This is a genomic window from Streptomyces sp. NPDC003393, from assembly GCF_053589015.1.
In genome coordinates this window covers 1-19,411 of record NZ_JBSFRB010000018.1, presented here as the reverse complement: position 1 = coordinate 19,411, position 19,411 = coordinate 1, and the positions used below count along the sequence as shown (strand labels likewise).

Annotated in this window: 11 protein-coding genes, 1 tRNA gene and 1 rRNA gene; 2 read left to right on the top strand and 11 right to left on the bottom strand. The window is 70.5% G+C overall.

What is annotated here, in order from left to right; all coding sequences use genetic code 11:
- Window positions 1-79 precede the first annotated feature (79 nt).
- Window positions 80-925, top strand: a complete 846-nt coding sequence (locus ACWDUZ_RS19090) for an Fpg/Nei family DNA glycosylase (protein ID WP_451632957.1) — start codon at window positions 80-82, stop codon at window positions 923-925.
- Window positions 926-934: 9 nt separating this feature from the next.
- On the opposite strand, the gene ACWDUZ_RS19085 is transcribed toward ACWDUZ_RS19090, so the two are convergent.
- The 9 genes from ACWDUZ_RS19085 to ACWDUZ_RS19045 all read right to left on the bottom strand — a co-directional run bounded on the left by ACWDUZ_RS19085 (window position 935) and on the right by ACWDUZ_RS19045 (window position 15,659).
- Window positions 935-1,174, bottom strand: a complete 240-nt coding sequence (locus tag ACWDUZ_RS19085; RefSeq protein WP_451633049.1) for a hypothetical protein — start codon at window positions 1,172-1,174, stop codon at window positions 935-937.
- A gap of 270 nt (window positions 1,175-1,444) precedes the next feature.
- On the bottom strand, window positions 1,445-1,819 hold the full coding sequence (locus ACWDUZ_RS19080; protein WP_030178264.1) for a helix-turn-helix domain-containing protein: 375 nt from the start codon (window positions 1,817-1,819) through the stop codon (window positions 1,445-1,447).
- Window positions 1,820-1,928: 109 nt separating this feature from the next.
- Complete coding sequence (locus tag ACWDUZ_RS19075; RefSeq protein WP_451632956.1) at window positions 1,929-2,474, bottom strand: CinA family protein; 546 nt, start codon at window positions 2,472-2,474, stop codon at window positions 1,929-1,931.
- The gene (gene pgsA / locus ACWDUZ_RS19070) at window positions 2,471-3,256 is read right to left on the bottom strand and encodes a CDP-diacylglycerol--glycerol-3-phosphate 3-phosphatidyltransferase (RefSeq protein ID WP_451632955.1); all 786 of its coding nucleotides are present in this window, start codon (window positions 3,254-3,256) and stop codon (window positions 2,471-2,473) included. The genes ACWDUZ_RS19075 and pgsA overlap by 4 nt, the downstream gene beginning before the upstream one ends.
- On the bottom strand, window positions 3,253-4,725 hold the full coding sequence (gene rimO / locus ACWDUZ_RS19065; RefSeq protein WP_451632954.1) for a 30S ribosomal protein S12 methylthiotransferase RimO: 1,473 nt from the start codon (window positions 4,723-4,725) through the stop codon (window positions 3,253-3,255). Before rimO ends, pgsA begins: the two co-directional genes overlap by 4 nt.
- A 104-nt stretch (window positions 4,726-4,829) precedes the next feature.
- Window positions 4,830-5,672, bottom strand: a complete 843-nt coding sequence (locus ACWDUZ_RS19060) for a helix-turn-helix domain-containing protein (RefSeq protein WP_451632953.1) — start codon at window positions 5,670-5,672, stop codon at window positions 4,830-4,832.
- Window positions 5,673-5,968: 296 nt separating this feature from the next.
- Complete coding sequence (locus tag ACWDUZ_RS19055; RefSeq protein ID WP_451632952.1) at window positions 5,969-8,818, bottom strand: DNA translocase FtsK; 2,850 nt, start codon at window positions 8,816-8,818, stop codon at window positions 5,969-5,971.
- Between the two features lie 292 nt (window positions 8,819-9,110).
- Window positions 9,111-9,791, bottom strand: a complete 681-nt coding sequence (locus ACWDUZ_RS19050; protein WP_451632951.1) for a response regulator — start codon at window positions 9,789-9,791, stop codon at window positions 9,111-9,113.
- A gap of 312 nt (window positions 9,792-10,103) precedes the next feature.
- A complete protein-coding gene (locus ACWDUZ_RS19045) occupies window positions 10,104-15,659 on the bottom strand; it encodes a HAMP domain-containing protein (protein ID WP_451632950.1) in 5,556 nt (1,851 codons plus the stop codon).
- A 404-nt stretch (window positions 15,660-16,063) separates the two neighbouring features.
- Between ACWDUZ_RS19045 and ACWDUZ_RS19040 the strand changes: the two genes are divergently transcribed.
- Complete coding sequence (locus ACWDUZ_RS19040; RefSeq protein ID WP_451632949.1) at window positions 16,064-18,820, top strand: SpoIIE family protein phosphatase; 2,757 nt, start codon at window positions 16,064-16,066, stop codon at window positions 18,818-18,820.
- A gap of 95 nt (window positions 18,821-18,915) precedes the next feature.
- Here the strand turns inward: ACWDUZ_RS19040 and ACWDUZ_RS19035 are convergent.
- Both ACWDUZ_RS19035 and rrf read right to left on the bottom strand, forming a co-directional pair.
- A tRNA-Thr gene (locus tag ACWDUZ_RS19035) sits at window positions 18,916-18,991 on the bottom strand.
- A gap of 334 nt (window positions 18,992-19,325) precedes the next feature.
- Window positions 19,326-19,411 (bottom strand): 5S ribosomal RNA (rrf, locus tag ACWDUZ_RS19030); the annotation flags it as partial.

Below are 19,411 nucleotides of genomic sequence, written 5' to 3'. Positions count from 1 at the left end.
CCCGGGAACCGGAACGGAGCGGACGTGCGCCGGAACACGACCGGAACGCCCGTGCGCGGGAACGTGTCAGGCTGGACACATGCCCGAAGGTGACACGGTCTGGCAGACCGCGAGGCGACTGCACGACGCCCTGGCGGGTAAGGCGCTGACCAGAAGCGACTTCCGGGTGCCGAAGTACGCGACGGTGGACCTGTCCGGCCGGACCGTCCTGGACACGGTCTCGCGCGGCAAGCATCTGCTCACCCGGATCGAGGGCGGCCTGACCCTGCACTCGCATCTGCTGATGGAGGGCGCCTGGAGGGTCTACGGGGACGGCGAACGCTGGAAGGGCGGCCCCGGCCACCAGATCCGTGCCGTACTCGCCACGCCCGGCCGCACGGCCGTCGGCTACCGCCTCCAGGTGCTCGACCTGATGCGCACCACCGAGGAGGACCGCACCGTCGGCCACCTAGGTCCGGACCTCCTCGGCCCGGACTGGGACGGCGACCTGGCACTGGCCAACCTCCTGGCCGACCCCGCCCGCCCGCTCGGCGAGGCCCTGCTCGACCAGCGCAATCTCGCCGGCATCGGCAACGTCTACAAGAGCGAGATCTGCTTCCTGCTCGGCGTGACCCCATGGCTGGCCGTGGGCGCCCTGCCCACCGAGCGCGCCGCGAAGCTGCCGCCGCTCGCGAAGAGCCTGCTGGAGGCCAACCGCGACCGCCCGGTCCGCCGGACCACGGGCGTGCGCGGCCAGGACCTGTTCGTGTACGGCCGGGCGCCACGGCCCTGTCTGCGCTGCGGCACCTCCGTGCGCGTGGCCGACCAGGGCGACGGCTCGCAGGAGCGCCCGACGTACTGGTGTCCCAGCTGCCAGGGCGGTCCCGCTCCGGCGCCGGGTTCCCCGCAGAGGTGGCGGGAACGTTACCGCCGTACGACCAGGTGACACCCGGATTCAGTGGCCCACCGCGTCGTCCCCGGGGGCAGCTGTCCCGACGGCGGAAGTCCTGGGCACCGACTCCTTGGGCACGCAGTGCACGGGCAGCACGCTCAGCCCCCACCCACCTGCCGCGATCGCGCCCTCCAGCACTCCCGCGCCGTCCGACAGGACCAGCCGCAGCATCGCCCACCACCACACCGCGCCGAGCCCCAGAGCGGCCAGAACAGCCACCCGACGCGCTGCCGGCCCCGCCATCGCACTCACGCACCCACCTCCAGCCGACGCTCCGGCCGACAGCCGACGCTCCGGCCGACAGCCGACGGCGCTCCCGTCAGGTTCCAGCACGGGTCGAGCCGAGCACTGCCCGGCCTCAACCATCGCCCCGCACGGGCGGAGGCACAAACGAACGGCGGCATGGGCGAAGGCCCCGGCCGAGCTCTCCGGGTTTCCCGGAAGAGCCCTGGCCAGGGCCTCACGACGTGTGTGTCAGCTCGTGTGTCAGTCAGCTCGGGCGCGCGTGAACGATCACGCGGCGACCACGTCCACCGCTTCCGCGGGCGCCTTGATGGTCACCCGTTCCGGTGGCACACCGGTCACCGACACGGAACCCAGCATCGGGCGAACCGGCGTGGGCACGGGCTCGGTGGCCGCAGCAGACTGGGCCAGCTCGGCGAGGGCGAGCTCGTCGCTCACTTCCCGCATGAGCTCGGACATCCGTACGTCCAGCGCGTCGCAGATGGCGGAGAGCAGCTCGGAGGAAGCCTCCTTCTGCCCCCGCTCCACCTCGGAGAGATAGCCGAGCGAGACTCGGGCGGACGAGGAGACTTCGCGCAGAGTACGGCCCTGGCGTTGGCGCTGCCGACGCAGCACGTCACCCAGCAGGCGACGGAGCAGAATCATCGGTGGCTCCCTCCTCGGACCGCGTAGCCGCATCCTTCACGCCCCACCGTACCGCCTCGCGCCGCGGCCGTGCGGGGAGCGATGTCGTGTTCACTCAGGGCTGCAAACATCAGAACCCCCCGTTCCGTTCCGTATCCTGTGCCCGCTGATTCCCGGTCTGTTCACCCGCAATCCGCTGCAGAAGCAGTGCGAGTACGCTGCGTACACTCTCCATACGAATTTCCGCCCGACCGCCGTTCAACCGCAGGGCGGCCGTTTTCTCGCCGAGGGCCGTGCCGTTCTCCGTTTCACCGGGCCCGTCCACGGCCACGAAGACCGTGCCGACGGGCTGTCCGTCCTGGGGGTCGGGGCCCGCGACCCCGGTGGTCGCGATGCCCCAGTCGGCTCCCAGGGCCTTGCGCACACCGGCCGCCATCTGGGCCGCGACCTGCGGATCCACCGCACCGCGTTCCGCCAGCAGAGTGGCGTCGACGCCCAGCAGCTCGTGCTTGAGCCTCGTGGCGTATGCGGTGACCGAACCCCGGAAGACCTTGGAGGCCCCGGGGACGGACGTGATCTCCGCCGCGACCAGGCCGCCGGTCAGCGACTCGGCGACGGCGATCGTCTCGCCCCTCACCGTGAGTAGTCCCACGACTTCGGCGGCCGGCGAATTCACGTTTCCGACTCCTCCAACGCGGCCCTGCGCTCGGCGATTCCCCGCCTGCGCAGCACAATGGCCTGTCTCACATAGTCCAGTCCGGTCACCACGGTCAGCACGACGGCCGCGGCCATCACCCAGAACCTGAGGCTGGCCAGCCAACCGGTCAGCGCCAGCACATACATCCCGACGGCCACGCCCTGAGTGAGCGTCTTCAGCTTGCCGCCGCGGCTCGCGGGGATGACTCCGTAGCGGATGACGAGGAAACGCAGCAGGGTGATCCCGAGTTCCCGGCCGAGGATCACGCCGGTCACCCACCAGGGCAGGTCGCCGAGCCCGGAGAGACAGATCAACGCCGCCCCCATGATCGCCTTGTCGGCGATGGGGTCGGCGATCTTCCCGAAGTCGGTGACCAGGTTGTACGTCCGTGCCAGGTGGCCGTCGAACAGGTCGGTGATCATGGCGATGGCGAAAGCCGCCCAGGCGAAGGAACGCCACGCCGGGTCGTACCCGCCGTTCTCCAGCATCAGGAACACGAAGGCGGGCACCAGCAGCAGCCGCAGCATGGTCAGCAGGTTGGCGACGTTCCAGACGCTGGCCTGGTTCACGGCGGCCGCCGCGATCTTCCCACCGCGCGCGGGTTTGCCGTCGGCCGGTTCCTGCGCCTCCCGGTCGGCCGCGCCGGGCCCCCGACCGGAGGTGCCGGCATCGACGGGGGCCCCGTCCGCACCGGTACGGCCCGACGCGGCCCCCCGCGCGCCGGAGGAGCCGCCCGCCGCGGATGCCGGGACTCCCGTCATCTGCCCGCCTCCTCGTCGCACGTGACCGCGCCCGCCAGCGGCTCGGCCACCAGATCGACACCCTCCGTGCCGACCACCTTGGCCTCTACCACACGGCCGACGCTCAGGCCCTCGCCGCTGGTGAGCAGCACCTGCCCGTCCGTCTCCGGCGCCTGGTGGGCCGCGCGTCCGTACACCCCCTCCTCGGGGTCCACGGACTCCACGAGTACCCGCACCGTCTCACCGACGCGCTCCTCGGCCCGCTGCGAGACGAGCTCCTCCGCGAGCCGGGAGACACGTGCCAGTCGCTCGGCGACGATCTCCTCGTCCAGCTTGCCGTCGTAGGTCGCCGCCTCCGTGCCCTCCTCGTCGGAGTAGCCGAAGACGCCGATGGCGTCCAGCCGCGCACCGTTCAGGAAGCGCTCCAGTTCGGCCAGATCGGCCTCGGACTCGCCGGGGAAGCCGACGATGAAGTTGGAGCGCACTCCGGCCTCGGGGGCCTTGGAGCGGATGGTGTCGAGCAGCTCCAGGAAGCGGTCGGTGTCGCCGAAGCGGCGCATGGCGCGCAGCACGCCGGGCGCGGAGTGCTGGAAGGACAGGTCGAAGTAGGGGGCGACCTTCGGAGTGGAGGTCAGGACGTCGATGAGCCCGGGGCGCATCTCGGCCGGCTGGAGGTAGCTGACCCGCACCCGCTCGATGCCGGCGACCTCGGCCAGCTCGGGCAGCAGGGACTCCAGCAGGCGGATGTCGCCGAGGTCCTTGCCGTAGGAGGTGTTGTTCTCGGAGACCAGCATGATCTCCTTGACGCCCTGCTCGGCAAGCCACCGCGTCTCGTTCAGCACGTCGCTCGGGCGGCGGGAGATGAAGGAGCCCCGGAAGGACGGAATGGCGCAGAAGGAGCAGCGCCGGTCGCAGCCGGAGGCGAGCTTGACGGAGGCGACCGGGGCGCCGTCCAGCCGGCGGCGCAAGGGCGCGCGCGGGCCGGAGGCGGGCGCGAGGCCCTCGGGGAGGTCCGCGGGAGCGTGCCCCGGCAGCGCGACCGAGGCCCCCGCCTCCTGCCGCTCCGCCGGGCTGATCGGCAGCAGCTTGCGGCGGTCGCGTGGGGTGTGCGCGGCATGGATGCCGCCGTTCAGGATCGTCTGGAGGCGGTCGGAGATGTTCACGTAGTCGTCGAAGCCGAGCACGCCGTCGGCCTCGGGGAGGGCCTCGGCGAGTTCCTTGCCGTATCGCTCGGCCATGCAGCCGACCGCGACGACGGCCTGCGTTCTGCCGTGGTCCTTGAGGTCATTGGCCTCCAGGAGGGCGTCGACGGAGTCCTTCTTGGCGGCTTCCACGAAGCCACAGGTGTTGACCACGGCGACGTCCGCGTCCGCGGCGTCCTCCACGAGCTGCCAGCCGTCCGCCTCCAAACGGCCTGCGAGCTCCTCCGAGTCCACCTCGTTACGGGCGCAGCCGAGAGTGACGAGTGCGACGGTACGGCGTTCAGGCATGGGCTCAAGACTACTTCGTCCCACCGACAGCCCACGTCGAAGGGGTTTGGCCGATCTTGGCCAACCCCTTCGCCGTACGTCCGCTTCCCTCGCCGGTGAGGGGGCTATCCGACCTGCGGGTCGCCCTTGGTGTACGTGAGGCGTTCCACCGCGCCCGGCTGGAACTGGTCCTCGATCTTCTTGCCGTTCACGTAGAGCTGGATGGCGCCGGCGTCGCCCAGGATGAGGTTGATCTTGGTGCTGTCCTGGAAGGTCTTGGACTCGCCCTTGTTGAGGAGCCCGTCGAAGAGCATGCGGCCGTTGTGGTCCTTGGCCGAGATCCAGCTGCGCCCGTTGGCCGCGCTGACCTGGACGGTCACCTTGTCCTGGGGCGCGGCCGCGATGGCGCTGTCGGAGGGGGCCGGCTTCTGGTCGGAGGACTTGCTGCTCTTCGGCTTGGGCGAGGCGGGCTTGCCGGTGCTCGGGGTGGAGCCCTCGGCGACCTGCGACTTGGCACTGCTGTCGCCGTCGCCGCCCTTGAAGGCGGTGAAGCCGACGAAACCGACGACGACAACGATGGCGGCGACCATCGCCGCGGTCCAGTTCGGGCCGCGCCGCTCGGGGCGGATACGTTCCGCCTCGAACAGTGGGGCGGCCGGGGTCGGGGCGGGGCGGCCGCCGTGCTCGGTGTCGTACCGCGCGAGCAGCGGGGCCGGGTCGAGGTGGACGGCTCGGGCCAGGGTCCGGATGTGCCCACGGGCGTAGACGTCGCCGCCGCAGGGGGCGAAGTCGTCGGCCTCGATGGCGTGCAGGATCGCGATGCGGACGCGGGTGGCGGCGCTGACCTCGTCGACGGTCAGCCCGGCGGCGAGCCGCGCGTCCTTCAGGACACGGCCGACGGAGGGGCGGGCTTCCTCGGATACGTCTTCGAACGGACGCTCGTCTTCAGGGGAGTTGCCGATGGACACGGGGGCGCCTTTCGAGCGTGTAGCCGCCTGTGCTGGACGTTCAGTCTAGGGGGGTGCCAAAGGGTGGAGCGACCCGGCGGTAAGACTTTGTACGCCATCGGAATGGCCGGACAATCCGATGGTGGGACAGATGCGGAAACCATGGCGGTGCCCCGCACCGGTCCTCTCGCTCAACTTGACGTACGCCCAAGGGAAACGGTTGCTCACCGCTGTCTAACGGGTGGATCACGGTGCGGCCGCCCTTCCACCCGCCCTCGGCTTCGGGCCGCCTCCACCGGACGGACGTCCCTTCGTTGCTACCCCTCGGTCTCGCCCCGAATCACGGCCAGCACACCGTCCAGGTCGTCGGGCTTCACGAGCACGTCACGCGCCTTGGACCCCTCGCTGGGTCCGACGATGTTCCGGGACTCCATGAGGTCCATCAGCCGCCCGGCCTTGGCGAAGCCGACGCGCAGCTTGCGCTGCAGCATGGACGTCGAACCGAACTGGGTGGAGACGACCAGTTCGGCCGCCTGGCACAGCAGGTCGAGGTCGTCGCCGATGTCCTCGTCGATCTCCCTCTTCTGTTTGGTGCCGACGGTGACGTCGTCCCGGAAGACCGGCGCCATCTGGTCCTTGCAGTGCCGGACGACGGCCGCGACCTCGTCCTCGGTGACGAAGGCGCCCTGCATACGGGTCGGCTTGCTCGCTCCCATCGGCAGGAAGAGCCCGTCGCCCTTGCCGATCAGCTTCTCGGCGCCCGGCTGGTCGAGGATGACGCGGCTGTCGGCGAGCGAGGAGGTGGCGAACGCGAGCCGGGAGGGCACGTTCGCCTTGATCAGACCGGTGACGACGTCGACCGAGGGCCGCTGGGTGGCGAGCACCAGGTGGATGCCGGCCGCGCGCGCCAGCTGGGTGATGCGCACGATCGCGTCCTCGACGTCGCGCGGCGCGACCATCATCAGGTCGGCGAGCTCGTCCACGATCACCAGCAGGTACGGGTACGGCTGCAGCTCGCGCTCGCTGCCCTCGGGCGCCTGCACCTTGCCGTTGCGCACGGCCGCGTTGAAGTCGTCGATGTGCCGGAAGCCGTAGGCCGCCAGGTCGTCGTAGCGCAGGTCCATCTCGCGCACCACCCACTGGAGCGCCTCGGCGGCCCGCTTGGGGTTGGTGATGATCGGCGTGATCAGGTGCGGGATGCCCTCGTACGCGGTCAGCTCGACGCGCTTGGGGTCCACGAGGACCATACGGACGTCCTCGGGGGTGGCCCGCATCATGATCGAGGTGATCAGACAGTTGATGCAGGACGACTTGCCGGAACCGGTCGCGCCGGCGACCAGGACGTGCGGCATCTTCGCGATGTTGGCCATCACATAGCCGCCCTCGACGTCCTTGCCGAGCGCGACCAGCATCGGATGGTCGTCCTCGGCCGCCTCCGCCAGGCGGAGCACGTCACCGAGGTTGACCATCTCCCGGTCGGTGTTCGGGATCTCGATGCCGACCGCGGACTTGCCGGGGATCGGGCTGATGATCCGCACGTCGGGGCTGGCCACCGCGTACGCGATGTTCTTGGTCAGCGCGGTGATCCGCTCGACCTTCACGGCGGGGCCGAGCTCGACCTCGTAGCGGGTGACCGTCGGCCCCCGGGTGAAGCCGGTGACGCGGGCGTCGACCTTGAACTCGGTGAAGACGGTGGTGAGCGAGGCGACGATGGCGTCGTTGGCGGCGCTGCGCGCCTTGCCCGGGCCGCCTCGCTCCAGCAGGTCGAGCACGGGCAGGGAGTAGGTGATGTCGCCGGACAGCTGGAGCTGCTCGGCGCGCGGCGGCAGATCACGGGTCTGGGCGGGCGCGGTCTTGGTGAGGTCGGGGACTCCCGCGGCGGGCTTCCCCGGCTGCTGTCCCTCCCGAACGGGCCGGCCGGTCGCAGTGTCCGCCCCGGGAAGCGACGCCGACGGGTCCGCCGTCGGCCCGGTGGCGGGCGAGTCCGCGGTGGGCCCGGTGACCGGTCCGTCCGGTTCCGGGCGCGCGGCCGGCACCGGGGTCGGGGTCGGTGTCTCGGCCCGGTCGCCGACGGTGACGCCCTGGGTCAGGTCCGCGACCAGCGGCGACGGGGGCATGCCGTGCAGCACGGCGCCGTCGAGCGCGGCGGCGGCAGCGGCGGCGACGTCCACGGCATCCATCTGCCGTTCCATGTCCGGCTGCGGCACGGCGGAACGTCGGGGCCGGCCCCGACGCTTGGAGAGCGCCTCCTGCTCGGCGGCGTCGGGGTCGTAGGCCTGGGGGGCGCTCTGGCGCCGGCGGGGGCGCACGGGCAGCGCTTCGCGCCACTGCTCGTCGTAGCGAGCGTCGTCCTCGGTGTACTCGCCGAGTTCGTCGTCCTCCGGATCGGGCAGGAGGCCGAGCTTGATGCCGAGCAGCCGCAGCCGCTGAGGGATGGCGTTGACCGGGGTGGCGGTGACGACGAGCAGCCCGAACGCGGTGAGCAGCACCAGCAGCGGTACGGCGAGCACCTCGCCCATCGAGTACGTCAGGGGCGTCGCTGCGCCCCAGCCGATGAGGCCGCCGGCGTCCCTTATGGCCTGCATGCCGTCGCTGCGGGCGGGCGAGCCGCAGGCGATGTGGACCTGGCCGAGCACCCCCAGGACGAGCGCGGACAGACCGATGACGATACGGCCGTTGGCCTCGGGCTTCTCCGGGTGCCGGACGAAACGTACGCCGATGATTCCGAGCAGGATGGGCACCAGCAGGTCGAGCCGGCCGAAGGCACCGGTGATCAGGATCTCGACCAGGTCACCCACGGGCCCGCGCAGATCGGCCCAGGTACCGGCGGCGACGATCAGGGCGGCGGCGAGCAGCAGCAGCGCGACGCCGTCCTTGCGGTGCGCGGGGTCCAGATTCCTGGCACCCCGCCCCACCCCCCGGAGCACGGCGCCGACGGCGTGCGCCAACCCGAGCCACAGGGCGCGCACGAGCCGGTACACGCCCCCGGTGGGGTTCGGTGCGGGTCTGGGCGCGGCCTTCTTGGCCGCCGACTTCTTGGCGGGTGCCTTGGCCGGAGCCTTCTTGGCGGGCGCCTTCTTCGCCGCGGCCTTCTTCGCCGGAGCCTTCGCGGGAGCGGCCGCCTTCTTGGCGGGCTGCTTCTTGGCTGCGGAGGAACGTGAGGCCATAGGTGTGAGGTTACCGTCGGAGACGACAGCGGACACGTGTGCCCACTGCTTCACCCGTTCGTGTCGTCCCCGCGGATCCGGTCGCCTGACATGTCGTCATGGGCGGCGGTGACGGGCGGATTTGTGCCCCACCCCGCCCCCGGCACCGCGCATGTCGCTCCCGAACCCCGCCCCGGCGTGCGCTCCGTGCCCGGTCAGGTCTCGCGTCCGACCGGCACCCAAGCCCGCGCCGCACCGCCCGGTCCGCGGCCCGAGGCGCACCTCGAAAGGCCGCCGGCCCCGAAGGGCGACGTCACCCCTGCGAGGTGACCGACGGCGTGTTCCCGGTCCCCGGCTCCAGCGCGTCCAGCGCACGCCGCAGGCCCGTGAGTTTGCGCTCCAGGTGGGCCGCCGTGGCGACCGCCGCGGCGTCCGCGGACTCGTCGTCCAGCTGTTTCGAGAGGGCCTCCGCCTGCTCCTCCACGGCCGCCAGGCGCGCCGACAGCTCCGCGAGGAGGCCCGCCGACTCCTTGCCCTCGCCGGCCCCGCCCTTCGCGCCGCCCTCCAACTGGATGCGGAGCAGCGCCGCCTGCTCCTTCAGCTGGCAGTTCTTCATGTACAGGTCGACGAAGACCGAGACCTTCGCGCGCAGCACCCACGGGTCGAACGGCTTGGAGATGTAGTCCACCGCGCCCGCCGCGTAGCCGCGGAAGGTGTGGTGCGGGCCGTGGTTGATCGCGGTGAGGAAGATGATCGGGATATCTCGGGTCCTCTCCCGCCGCTTGATGTGCGCCGCCGTCTCGAAACCGTCCATGCCCGGCATCTGGACGTCCAGCAGAATCACCGCGAAGTCGTCCGTGAGCAGTGCTTTGAGCGCTTCCTCCCCGGACGATGCCCGTACCAGCGTCTGATCGAGCGCAGAGAGGATGGCCTCCAGCGCCAACAGATTCTCCGGCCGGTCATCGACCAGGAGGATCTTGGCCTTCTGCACCATGGCCCGCCCTCCTCGCCCCGGCTTGGGGCCGCCCCTGTCCGCAGGAACCGGGGAGGCACCGACGGGTGCCTCCCCAGGGGACGACTCCCTTGCGCCGCCCGTCCTTGTGCCGGTCATCGTAGCCGCACCCCGCTCGTCGCCACACCCTGTCACCGCGATGTCACTGTGCACGTAGCAGAAACGCGCTGGGAGAGCAGAAGGTTCCCCGAACCCCGCACTTCCACACGACTTCGCGCATCCTCAGTCAACAGCTTCGCGCGCAACCCGAAGGCACCCGTCACCGGGTCCCCGTGCTTTCCCCCTGGTTCCGACTCAATCCTCCCGCATCCACTGCTCCATCACGCCCAGCAGGTGATCGGGGTCGACCGGCTTGGTCACGTAGTCGGAGGCACCCGACTCGATCGCCTTCTCCCGGTCGCCCTTCATCGCCTTCGCGGTCAGCGCGACGATCGGCAGCCCGGCGAACTGCGGCATCCGCCGGATCGCCGTGGTGGTCGCGTAGCCGTCCATCTCGGGCATCATGATGTCCATCAGGACGACCGCCACATCGTCGTGCTGCTCCAGCACCTCGATGCCCTCACGGCCGTTCTCGGCGTAGAGCACGGACAGCCCGTGCTGCTCCAGGACACTGGTCAGCGCGAAGACGTTGCGGATGTCGTCGTCGACGATCAACACCTTCTCACCGCCGAACCGGACGTCCCGGCGCCCGTTCGGCGCCCCCTCCGTCCGCCCGGCGGCGCCGGCGGTCCCGGCCGCCCCCGCCGGTGACTCCTCCGGCGTCTGCTGGTCCTGACGCCCCGCCGGCTGATCGCTCGCGGGCAGTGCCCTGCGGCGGCGCCGGAACAGCGCAGCCGCCCCGTTCTGGGTCTCCTGGTACGACCTCACCTCGGCCGGCGTCTCCACCTCCGCGGCCGACAACTCGGACAGACTGGACAGGCTGGAGATCTCGGCCAGATGCGGCTCGGCGGCGGCGACCAACTCGTCGGCCTCGAGCACGGAGCCCGGCTGCTGGTAACCGTGCGGCGGCAGCTCGCCCGGGTGCAGCGGCAGATACAGGGTGAACGTCGAGCCGCGGCCCGGCTCGCTCTGGGCGTGGATCTCGCCGCCGAGCAGCTGCGCGATCTCCCGCGAGATGGACAGCCCGAGGCCCGTACCGCCGTACTTGCGGCTCGTGGTGCCGTCGGCCTGCTTGAACGCCTCGAAGATCACCCGCATCTTGCTGGCGGCGATGCCGATGCCGGTGTCGGTGACCGAGAACGCGATCAGCTCCGCGTCCGGATCGGTCAGCGAGCCCGTCTCCAGCAACTGCTCCCTGATCGCCTGCGGAACGTCGGTCCGCGCCGGACGGATGACGAGCTCCACGGACCCCGAGTCGGTGAACTTCACCGCGTTGGACAGCAGGTTGCGCAGCACCTGCAGCAGCCGCTGCTCGTCGGTGTGCAGCGTCGCGGGCAGTTCCGGCGACACCCGCACCGACAGGTCCAGGCCCTTCTCGGCGGTCAGCGGCCGGAAAGTGGCCTCCACGTAGTCGATGAGCTGGACCAGCGCGATACGCGTCGGAGAGACGTCCATCTTGCCGGCCTCGACCTTCGACAGGTCCAGGATGTCGTTGATCAGCTGCAGCAGGTCCGAGCCGGCGCCGTGGATGGTCTCGGCGAACTCCACCTGCTTCGGGGAGAGGTTGCCCTCGGCGTTGTCGGCGAGCAACTTGGCCAGAATCAGCAGGGAGTTCAGCGGCGTACGCAGCTCGTGCGACATGTTGGCGAGGAACTCGCTGCGGTAGCGCATGGAGACGGCGAGCTGCTCGGCACGCTCCTCCAGGACCTGCCGCGCCTCCTCGATCTCGGAGTTCTTCGCCTCGATGTCCCGGTTCTGCTGAGCCAGCAGTTCGGCCTTCTCCTCCAGTTCGGCGTTGGACGCCTGGAGGGCCTTCTGCCGCTGCTCCAGCTCCTCCGAACGCAGCCGCAGCTGCTCGGTCAGCTCCTGGGACTGCTTGAGCAACTGCTCGGTCTTGGTGTTGACGGAGATGGTGTTGACGCTGGTGGCGATCATCTCCGCGATCTGGTTCAGGAAGTCCTTCTGGATCTGCGTGAACGGCGTGAAGGAGGCCAGCTCGATCACGCCGAGCACCTTGCCCTCGAACAGCACCGGCAGCACGATCACCTGTGCGGGCGGCGCCTCGCCGAGCCCGGAGGAGATCTTCAGATAGCCGCTCGGCGCGTTCTCCACCAGGATCGCGCGCTTCTCCTCGGCGGCCGTCCCGATCAGCGCCTCACCCGGCCGGAACGACGTCGGCATGGAGCCCATGGAGTACCCGTAGGAGCCCAGCATGCGCAGCTCGTAGGCGTCCTCCGCGTCGCCGCCGAGGTCCTTGTCGTCGACCAGCGGCATCGCCACGAAGAAGGCGCCGTGCTGGGCGGAGACCACCGGCGTCAGCTCGCTCATGATCAGCGAGGCCACGTCCTCCAGGTCCCGGCGTCCCTGCATCAGGGCCGAGATGCGGGCCAGGTTGCCCTTGAGCCAGTCCTGCTCCTTGTTGGCGATCGTGGTGTCGCGCAGGTTGGCGATCATCTTGTTGATGTAGTCCTGGAGCTCCTGGATCTCGCCGGAGGCGTCGACGTCGATCTTCAGGTTCAGGTCGCCGCGGGTCACGGCGGTCGCCACGCGCGCGATGGCCCGCACCTGCCGGGTCAGGTTCCCGGCCATCTCGTTCACGGACTCGGTCAGGTCCCGCCAGGTGCCGTCGACGTCCCGCACCCGCGCCTGACCGCCGAGCTGGCCCTCGGTGCCCACCTCGCGGGCGACCCGGGTGACCTCCTCGGCGAAGGACGACAGCTGGTCCACCATCGTGTTGATGGTCGTCTTCAGCTCGAGGATCTCCCCGCGCGCGTCGATGTCGATCTTCTTGGTCAGGTCGCCCTTGGCGATGGCCGTCGTGACCATGGCGATGTTGCGCACCTGGCCCGTCAGGTTGGACGCCATCTGGTTCACCGACTCGGTGAGGTCCTTCCAGGTGCCGGCCACGCCGGGGACGTAGGCCTGCCCGCCCAGGATGCCGTCCGTACCCACCTCGCGGGCCACCTTGGTGACCTGGTCGGCGAACGAACTCAGCGTCTTGACCATGGTGTTGAAGGTGTCGGCGAGCTGCGCGACCTCGCCCCGCGCTTCGATCGTCACCGTCCGCGTCAGGTCGCCGTTGGCGACCGCGGCGGCCACCTGGGAGATGTTCCGCACCTGCATGGTCAGGTTGTTGGCCATCAGGTTGACGTTGTCGCTGAGGTCCTTCCAGATGCCGACCACGCCCGGCACGTGCGCCTGACCGCCGAGGATCCCCTCGGTGCCCACCTCGCGGGCGACCCGGGTCACCTGCTCGGCGAACGACGACAGCTGGTCCACCATCGTGTTGACGGTGGTGACGAGCTCCAGGATCTCGCCCTTGGCGTCGACGGTGATCTTCTTCGACAGGTCGCCCTTGGCGACGGCGGTGGTGACCTCGGCGATGTTGCGGACCTGGATGGTCAGGTTGTTCGCCATGAAGTTCACGGACTGGGTGAGGTCCTTCCAGGTGCCGGCCACGCCCTGCACCTCGGCCTGACCACCCAGGATGCCCTCCGTGCCCACCTCGCGGGCCACGCGGGTGACCTCCTGGGCGAACGACGACAGCTGGTCCACCATCGTGTTCAGGGTGTTCTTCAGCTCGAGGATCTCCCCGCGCGCGTCCACGGTGATCTTCTGGGAGAGGTCGCCGCGGGCCACGGCGGTGGCGACCTGCGCGATGTTGCGCACCTGGGCGGTGAGGTTGCCGGCCATGCCGTTCACCGAGTCGGTGAGGTCCCGCCACACGCCGGCGACGCCCGGCACCTGCGCCTGACCGCCCAGCCGGCCGTCCGTGCCCACCTCGCGGGCCACCTTGGTCACCTGGTCGGCGAAGGCGGAGAGCTGGTCGACCATCGTGTTGATGGTGTTCTTCAGCTCCAGGATTTCGCCGCGCGCGTCCACGTCGATCTTCTGGGACAGGTCACCGCGGGCCACCGCCGTCGTCACCTGGGCGATCTGCCGCACCTGCGAGGTGAGGTTGCCGGCCATGAAGTTGACGGAGTCCGTCAGCTCCTTCCACGTGCCCGACACACCGTCCACGCGGGCCTGGCCGCCCAGCCGGCCCTCCGTGCCCACGTCCCTGGCCATCCGGGTCACCTGGTCGGCGAACGACGACAGCTGGTCCACCATCGTGTTCACGGTGTTCTTCAGCTGGAGCATCTCGCCGGAGACGTCCACGGTGACCTTCTGCGACAGATCGCCGTTGGCCACGGCCGTCGTCACCTGGGCGATGTTCCTCACCTGACCGGTGAGGTTGCGGAACGCGGTGTTGACGGAGTCCGTCAGGTCCTTCCACGTACCCGCGGCGCCCGGCACCTGCGCCTGACCGCCCAGCTCACCCTCGACACCGACCTCCCGCGCCACGCGCGTGACCTCGGCACCGAACGCGGAGAGCTGGTCGACCATGCCGTTGACGGTGTTCTTCAGCTCCAGCATCTCGCCGGCCACGTCCACGGTGACCTTCTGCGACAGATCACCGCTGGCCACGGCCGTCGTCACCGCCGCGATGTCCCTCACCTGAGTGGTGAGGTTGCGGAACACCGTGTTGACGGAGTCCGTCAGGTCCTTCCACGTCCCGGCGACGCCCGGCACGTTCGCCTGACCGCCCAGCCGGCCCTCCGCGCCGACCTCGTTGGCCACCCGGGTGACCTCGTCGGCGAAGATCCGCAGCGTCTCGGTCATCTGGTTGATCGTCTCCGCCAGCCGCGCCACCTCGCCGCGCGCCGGGACGGTCACCTTCTGCGACAGATCACCGTTGGCCACGGCCGTGGTGACCTGCGCGATACCGCGCACCTGGGCCGTCAGATTGCCGGCCATCAGGTTCACCGAGTCGGTGAGCTCCTTCCACGTGCCGTCCACCCCGGGCACATGCGCCTGGCCGCCGAGGATGCCGTCCGTGCCCACCTCGCGGGCCACCCGCGTCACCTCGGAGGAGAACGCCGAGAGCTGGTCGACCATCGTGTTGACGGTGTTCTTCAGCTCCAGCATCTCGCCGGCGACGTGCACGGTCACCTTGCGCGACAGATCGCCCTTGGCGACCGCCGTGGTCACCAGCGCGATGTCCCGCACCTGCGCGGTCAGCCGGGACGCCATCGTGTTGACGGAGTCCGTGAGGTCCTTCCAGGAGCCGGACAGGCCGCGCACCCGCGCCTGCCCGCCCAGCTTGCCCTCGGTGCCCACCTCGCTGGCCACGCGGGTGACCTCGTCGGTGAACGTCGACAACTGGTCGACCAGGTTGTTGACCGTCCGCCCGACCTTCAGGAACTCGCCGCGCAGCGGATGCCCGACCCCCTCCGGCACCGGAGTGCGCAGCTCCATCCGCGGCGACAGATCACCCTCGGCGACCGCGGACAGGACCCTGCCCACCTCGGAGACGGGCCGCACCAGATCGTCGACGAGCGCGTTGCAGTTCTCGACCGCCACCGCCCAGGAGCCCTCGCAGGCCCCCGTCTCCAGCCGTTCGGTGAGTTTTCCCTCACGTCCGACCATGCGCCGCACCCGCGACAGCTCCCCGGTCAGATGCATGTTGCGGTCGGCGACCTCGTTGAAGACCGCCGCGATCTCCGACATCACGCCGTCCCCGGACACCGTGAGCCGCTTGCGGAAGTTGCCGTCCCGCATCCCCACCAGAGCGGCCAGCAGCCGGTTCAGGGCCGCCGTGTCCACCGCGGTGGTCCCACCGCGCGGTGGGCGCCGACTGTTCAGGGACTGTCCGGACTGTCCGCCTTTCGCGCGCGTCTTCGTGCCCCGCGTCGCTGCGCCAGACTCCACTGTGTCCCTCCCGCAGGGATCGACCACTACTGCTGTGCTCCGGCACCACCGCCAGGCGTACCGGTTGCTGCTCGGTAACTCTGCTCGATGCTTACTGCTGTGTCACTCTGCCCGAAGCGGCCGGGCAGCACGAGGGGCTGCTGCCCAGCGCACGCAGAACCCACTCCGCCTGCCCGCCTCGTCAACAGAAGCCTGCCCAGTGTTTCACCCTCGCCGAACCAGGCCATAACAGTTCGGCAGCTTCGCACACCGTCCGCACACCCTCCGGGCGAAAACACCGAAGACCGGCATCCGCAGCGACCGCGAAGGTAAGTAACCTTGCATGCGGCTGTCCAGCCACGCCGGTCCGTCCGGCCTGGGCGGTGGCACGGGAACGAGCGGGCATCGGAGGGCGGCCGCACACAATGACCACCGGAGTGATCCCCGGGGGACAGCCCCCGGAGCCACGGCCCCAGCGGCCGCAGCTGCCGGAGCAGCGCCGCGAGCCGGACGGCCCGCAAGGCCTGCATGTCGACAACCGGACGAGGAGTTCTGTGATCACCGCGCGCGCGGCCGCCAGCTTCGAGCCCCTCGGGCGATCGGTCGCGACCGCCCGGTCCTTCGTCCGCGACACCCTCCAGGGGTGGGGCTTCGGAGACGTCGTCGACGACGCCGTGGTGCTCACCAGCGAACTGGTCACCAACGCCGTCGTCCACGCCGGCACGGCCGCCGACGTGCTGTGCCTGCGCAGCGACGACGGCGTACGGATCGAGGTCGCCGACCGCTATCCCGAGCGCGAGGTCCCCCTCCAGAGCACGGCCGTCAACATGGGCAGCCCCGACCGGGAAGGCGGCCGCGGCCTCCAACTGTGCGCGGCCCTCGCCGCCCGCTGGGGCGTGGAGTACACGCCCACGCACAAGAATGTCTGGTTCCAGCTCGACCTTCCCGAGCGTCCGGTCGGCACCCGCGCCGCCGGGCCCGTGGTGCCGGCCGAACTCCTCCCGCTCGCCGACGGCCGCATCCGTGTCGCCGTCGTCCAGATCGACCGCGGCGGCTCCATCACCGCCTGGAACGAGGACGCCGAGGACCTCTTCGGCTACGCCGCCGAACAGGTCGTCGGCAAGCCGCTGACCGACCTCGCCGCCTGGCCGCACACGCCCGGCACCGGCACCGGCATCGCCGAGGCGCTCCAACTGTCCCGCTGGGAGGGCAGTTACGGCATCCGCGGCGCCCACGGCCGGGTCATCCCCGTCTACGCCTCCCACCTCCGCGTCCGCGACACCGGCGGCGAACCGTCCACCGTCTGCCTGCTCGTACGGGACCACGAACGCGCCGTGTTGCAGAGCCCGTTGCGGGTGCCCGCCTCGGGCGACAGCGGTGCCGCGGCCGACAGCGCCGGTACCGACCCCTTCGAGGTCTTCATCGGCTCCCCGGCCCCCGACGACCTCGACGGCCTCCTGCAGCGCACCGTGGAACGCGCCCGCGACATGCTCGACGGCGACGCCGCCTTCCTGCTCCTGGCGACCGACGACGAGACCGAGTTGGAGGTCCGCGCCTCCACCGGCCTGCCGTCCGCCCGCCAGCGCTTCGCCCGCGTCCCCGTCGAGGCCGGTCCCGGCCGCTACGGCTCGGCCCGCATGCCCGCCGTCCATGACGACCTCACCGCCGCACCCGGCGCCGTGCCCCTCCTGGGCGGCACCGGCATGCGCTCCGTCGTCACGGTCCCGCTCAAGGTCGAGGGCCGCCTCACCGGCTCCCTCGGCGTCGCCGCCGAGGCGTCCGGCAGATACTCCAACGAGGAGGCCCTGCGCCTGCAGTTCGCCGCCGACCGCATCGCCCTGGCCGTGGAGTCGGCCCGCCTGGGCGAGCTGGAACGGCTGCGCCGCGGCTCCCTCAGCTTCCTCGTCGAGGCCTCCGACCTGCTGGCCGGCACCCTGGACCGCGACCAGACCCTGGCCCTGATGGCTCAGATGACGGTCCCCACCCTGGCCACCTGGTGCGCCGTCTACACCATCGCCGACCAGGCCTCCGAGCCCTATCTCTCCTACGTCCTGCACGAGGACGAGGACCTGATCGACGGCATCAAGTCCCTGCTGGCAAAGATTCCGCCGCCGGATCCGGTACCCACTCCCGGGGCTCGAGTCTGGTCGGCGCCCGGCGAGGCCGCCCACCAGGCGGCCCTGCGCACCTCCATGCGCAGCCTCAGCCTGGGCGACTCCCACCACCGGATCGGCACCACCATCGGCCCCACCCTCGCTACGGCGTCCGCCGTCGGCGGTGAGACCGTCGTCCTGCCGCTGGTGGCCCGCAACCGCGTCATCGGCATGCTCACCCTCGGCAAACCCACGGACGAGCACTTCCGCCAGGAGATCCTGGAACTGGCCGAGGACCTCAGCCGCCGCGCCGCCCTCGCGCTGGACAACGCCCGGCTGTACTCGGAACGCACGGCCATCAGCCAGTCCCTCCAGCGCAGCCTTCTGCCGCCCGGCCTGCCGCAGATCGACGGCGTGGAGGTCGAGGTCATCTACCGCGCGGCCGGCGAGGGCAACGAGGTGGGCGGCGACTTCTACGACCTCTTCCCCATCCGCGACGGCGCCTACGGCTTCGCCATCGGCGACGTCTGCGGTACGGGCCCGGAGGCGGCGGCCGTCACGGGTCTGGCCCGCCACGCGCTGCGGCTCCTCGCCCGCGAGGGCTACGACGGCCCGGCGGTGCTCGAGCGCCTGAACTCCGCGATCCTCGACGAGGGCGCTCGCAGCCGCTTCCTGACGCTCCTGTACGGCGAACTGCGACCGCAGGAGGACGGCAGTGCCGAGTTGAAGGTGGTGTGCGCCGGCCATCCGCTGCCGCTGCGCCTGCGCCAGGACGGCACGGTGGAATCGGCCGCCGAGCCGCAGCCGCTCCTCGGCGTCATGGAGGACCTGGACCTGTACGAGCAGACGGTCGTCCTCAACCCGGGCGACGTCCTGCTCTGCGTCACGGACGGTGTCACCGAGCGCCGTGAGGGCCCGCGCATGCTGGGCGACGACGGCCTGGCGGACGTTCTGACCACGTGCACGGGCCTGACGGCCGGGGCGGTCGCGGCACGCATCATGCGCGCGGTGGAGCGCTTCGCGTCCGACGCGCCGTCCGACGACATGGCGATCCTGGCGATGCGGGTCCCTGAGGTGGGCCGGCACTGAGGCCGACCCCGATGGTTTCGGGGCCGGTCCGGGCATGGCCCGGTAGGCCTGCCCGGACATGAGAAAACCCCGCCCGGAAGGGCGGGGTTTTTCGGTGGAGCCCCCAAACGGAATCGAACCGTTGACCTTCTCCTTACCATGGAGACGCTCTGCCGACTGAGCTATAGGGGCCTGTGGCCTTTTCGAGGTTTCCCTCGCGGCGACGGAATAGATCATACCCCGAACACAGCCGTGCTCCCAACCGCGCTCGCGCCCCCAGTGCCTGACGCACCGAGATGAGCCGCCGCGTCTCCGTCCGCCGGCCAACACACCCGGCGCGTACGGTTCGTGCGGAGGCGCTTTGGTCCGGTCGGCTGTTTTGTCGTACGACGCCTGGGACTTGACGTGCTGCGTCACCAACAACTCGTGCCGCGGCAGGTGGCCGGATACGTGACCGTCAAGTGGCGGACAGCAGAAAAGGGTTGGGCCCGGAACCGAAGTTCCGGGCCCAACCCTTTGAAGAGTTGTTCGGCGGTGTCCTACTCTCCCACAGGGTCCCCCCTGCAGTACCATCGGCGCTGTAAGGCTTAGCTTCCGGGTTCGAAATGTAAC

Bases quoted from the DNA above. Each gene is read 5' to 3' on its own strand.
- ACWDUZ_RS19090 (WP_451632957.1), top strand. From the start codon at position 80: ATGCCCGAAGGTGACACGGTCTGGCAGACCGCGAGGCGACTGCACGAC.
- ACWDUZ_RS19085 (WP_451633049.1), bottom strand. From the start codon at position 1,174: ATGGCGGGGCCGGCAGCGCGTCGGGTGGCTGTTCTGGCCGCTCTGGGG.
- ACWDUZ_RS19080 (WP_030178264.1), bottom strand. From the start codon at position 1,819: ATGATTCTGCTCCGTCGCCTGCTGGGTGACGTGCTGCGTCGGCAGCGC.
- pgsA (WP_451632955.1), bottom strand. From the start codon at position 3,256: ATGACGGGAGTCCCGGCATCCGCGGCGGGCGGCTCCTCCGGCGCGCGG.
- rimO (WP_451632954.1), bottom strand. From the start codon at position 4,725: ATGCCTGAACGCCGTACCGTCGCACTCGTCACTCTCGGCTGCGCCCGT.
- ACWDUZ_RS19055 (WP_451632952.1), bottom strand. From the start codon at position 8,818: ATGGCCTCACGTTCCTCCGCAGCCAAGAAGCAGCCCGCCAAGAAGGCG.
- ACWDUZ_RS19050 (WP_451632951.1), bottom strand. From the start codon at position 9,791: ATGGTGCAGAAGGCCAAGATCCTCCTGGTCGATGACCGGCCGGAGAAT.
- ACWDUZ_RS19040 (WP_451632949.1), top strand. From the start codon at position 16,064: ATGACCACCGGAGTGATCCCCGGGGGACAGCCCCCGGAGCCACGGCCC.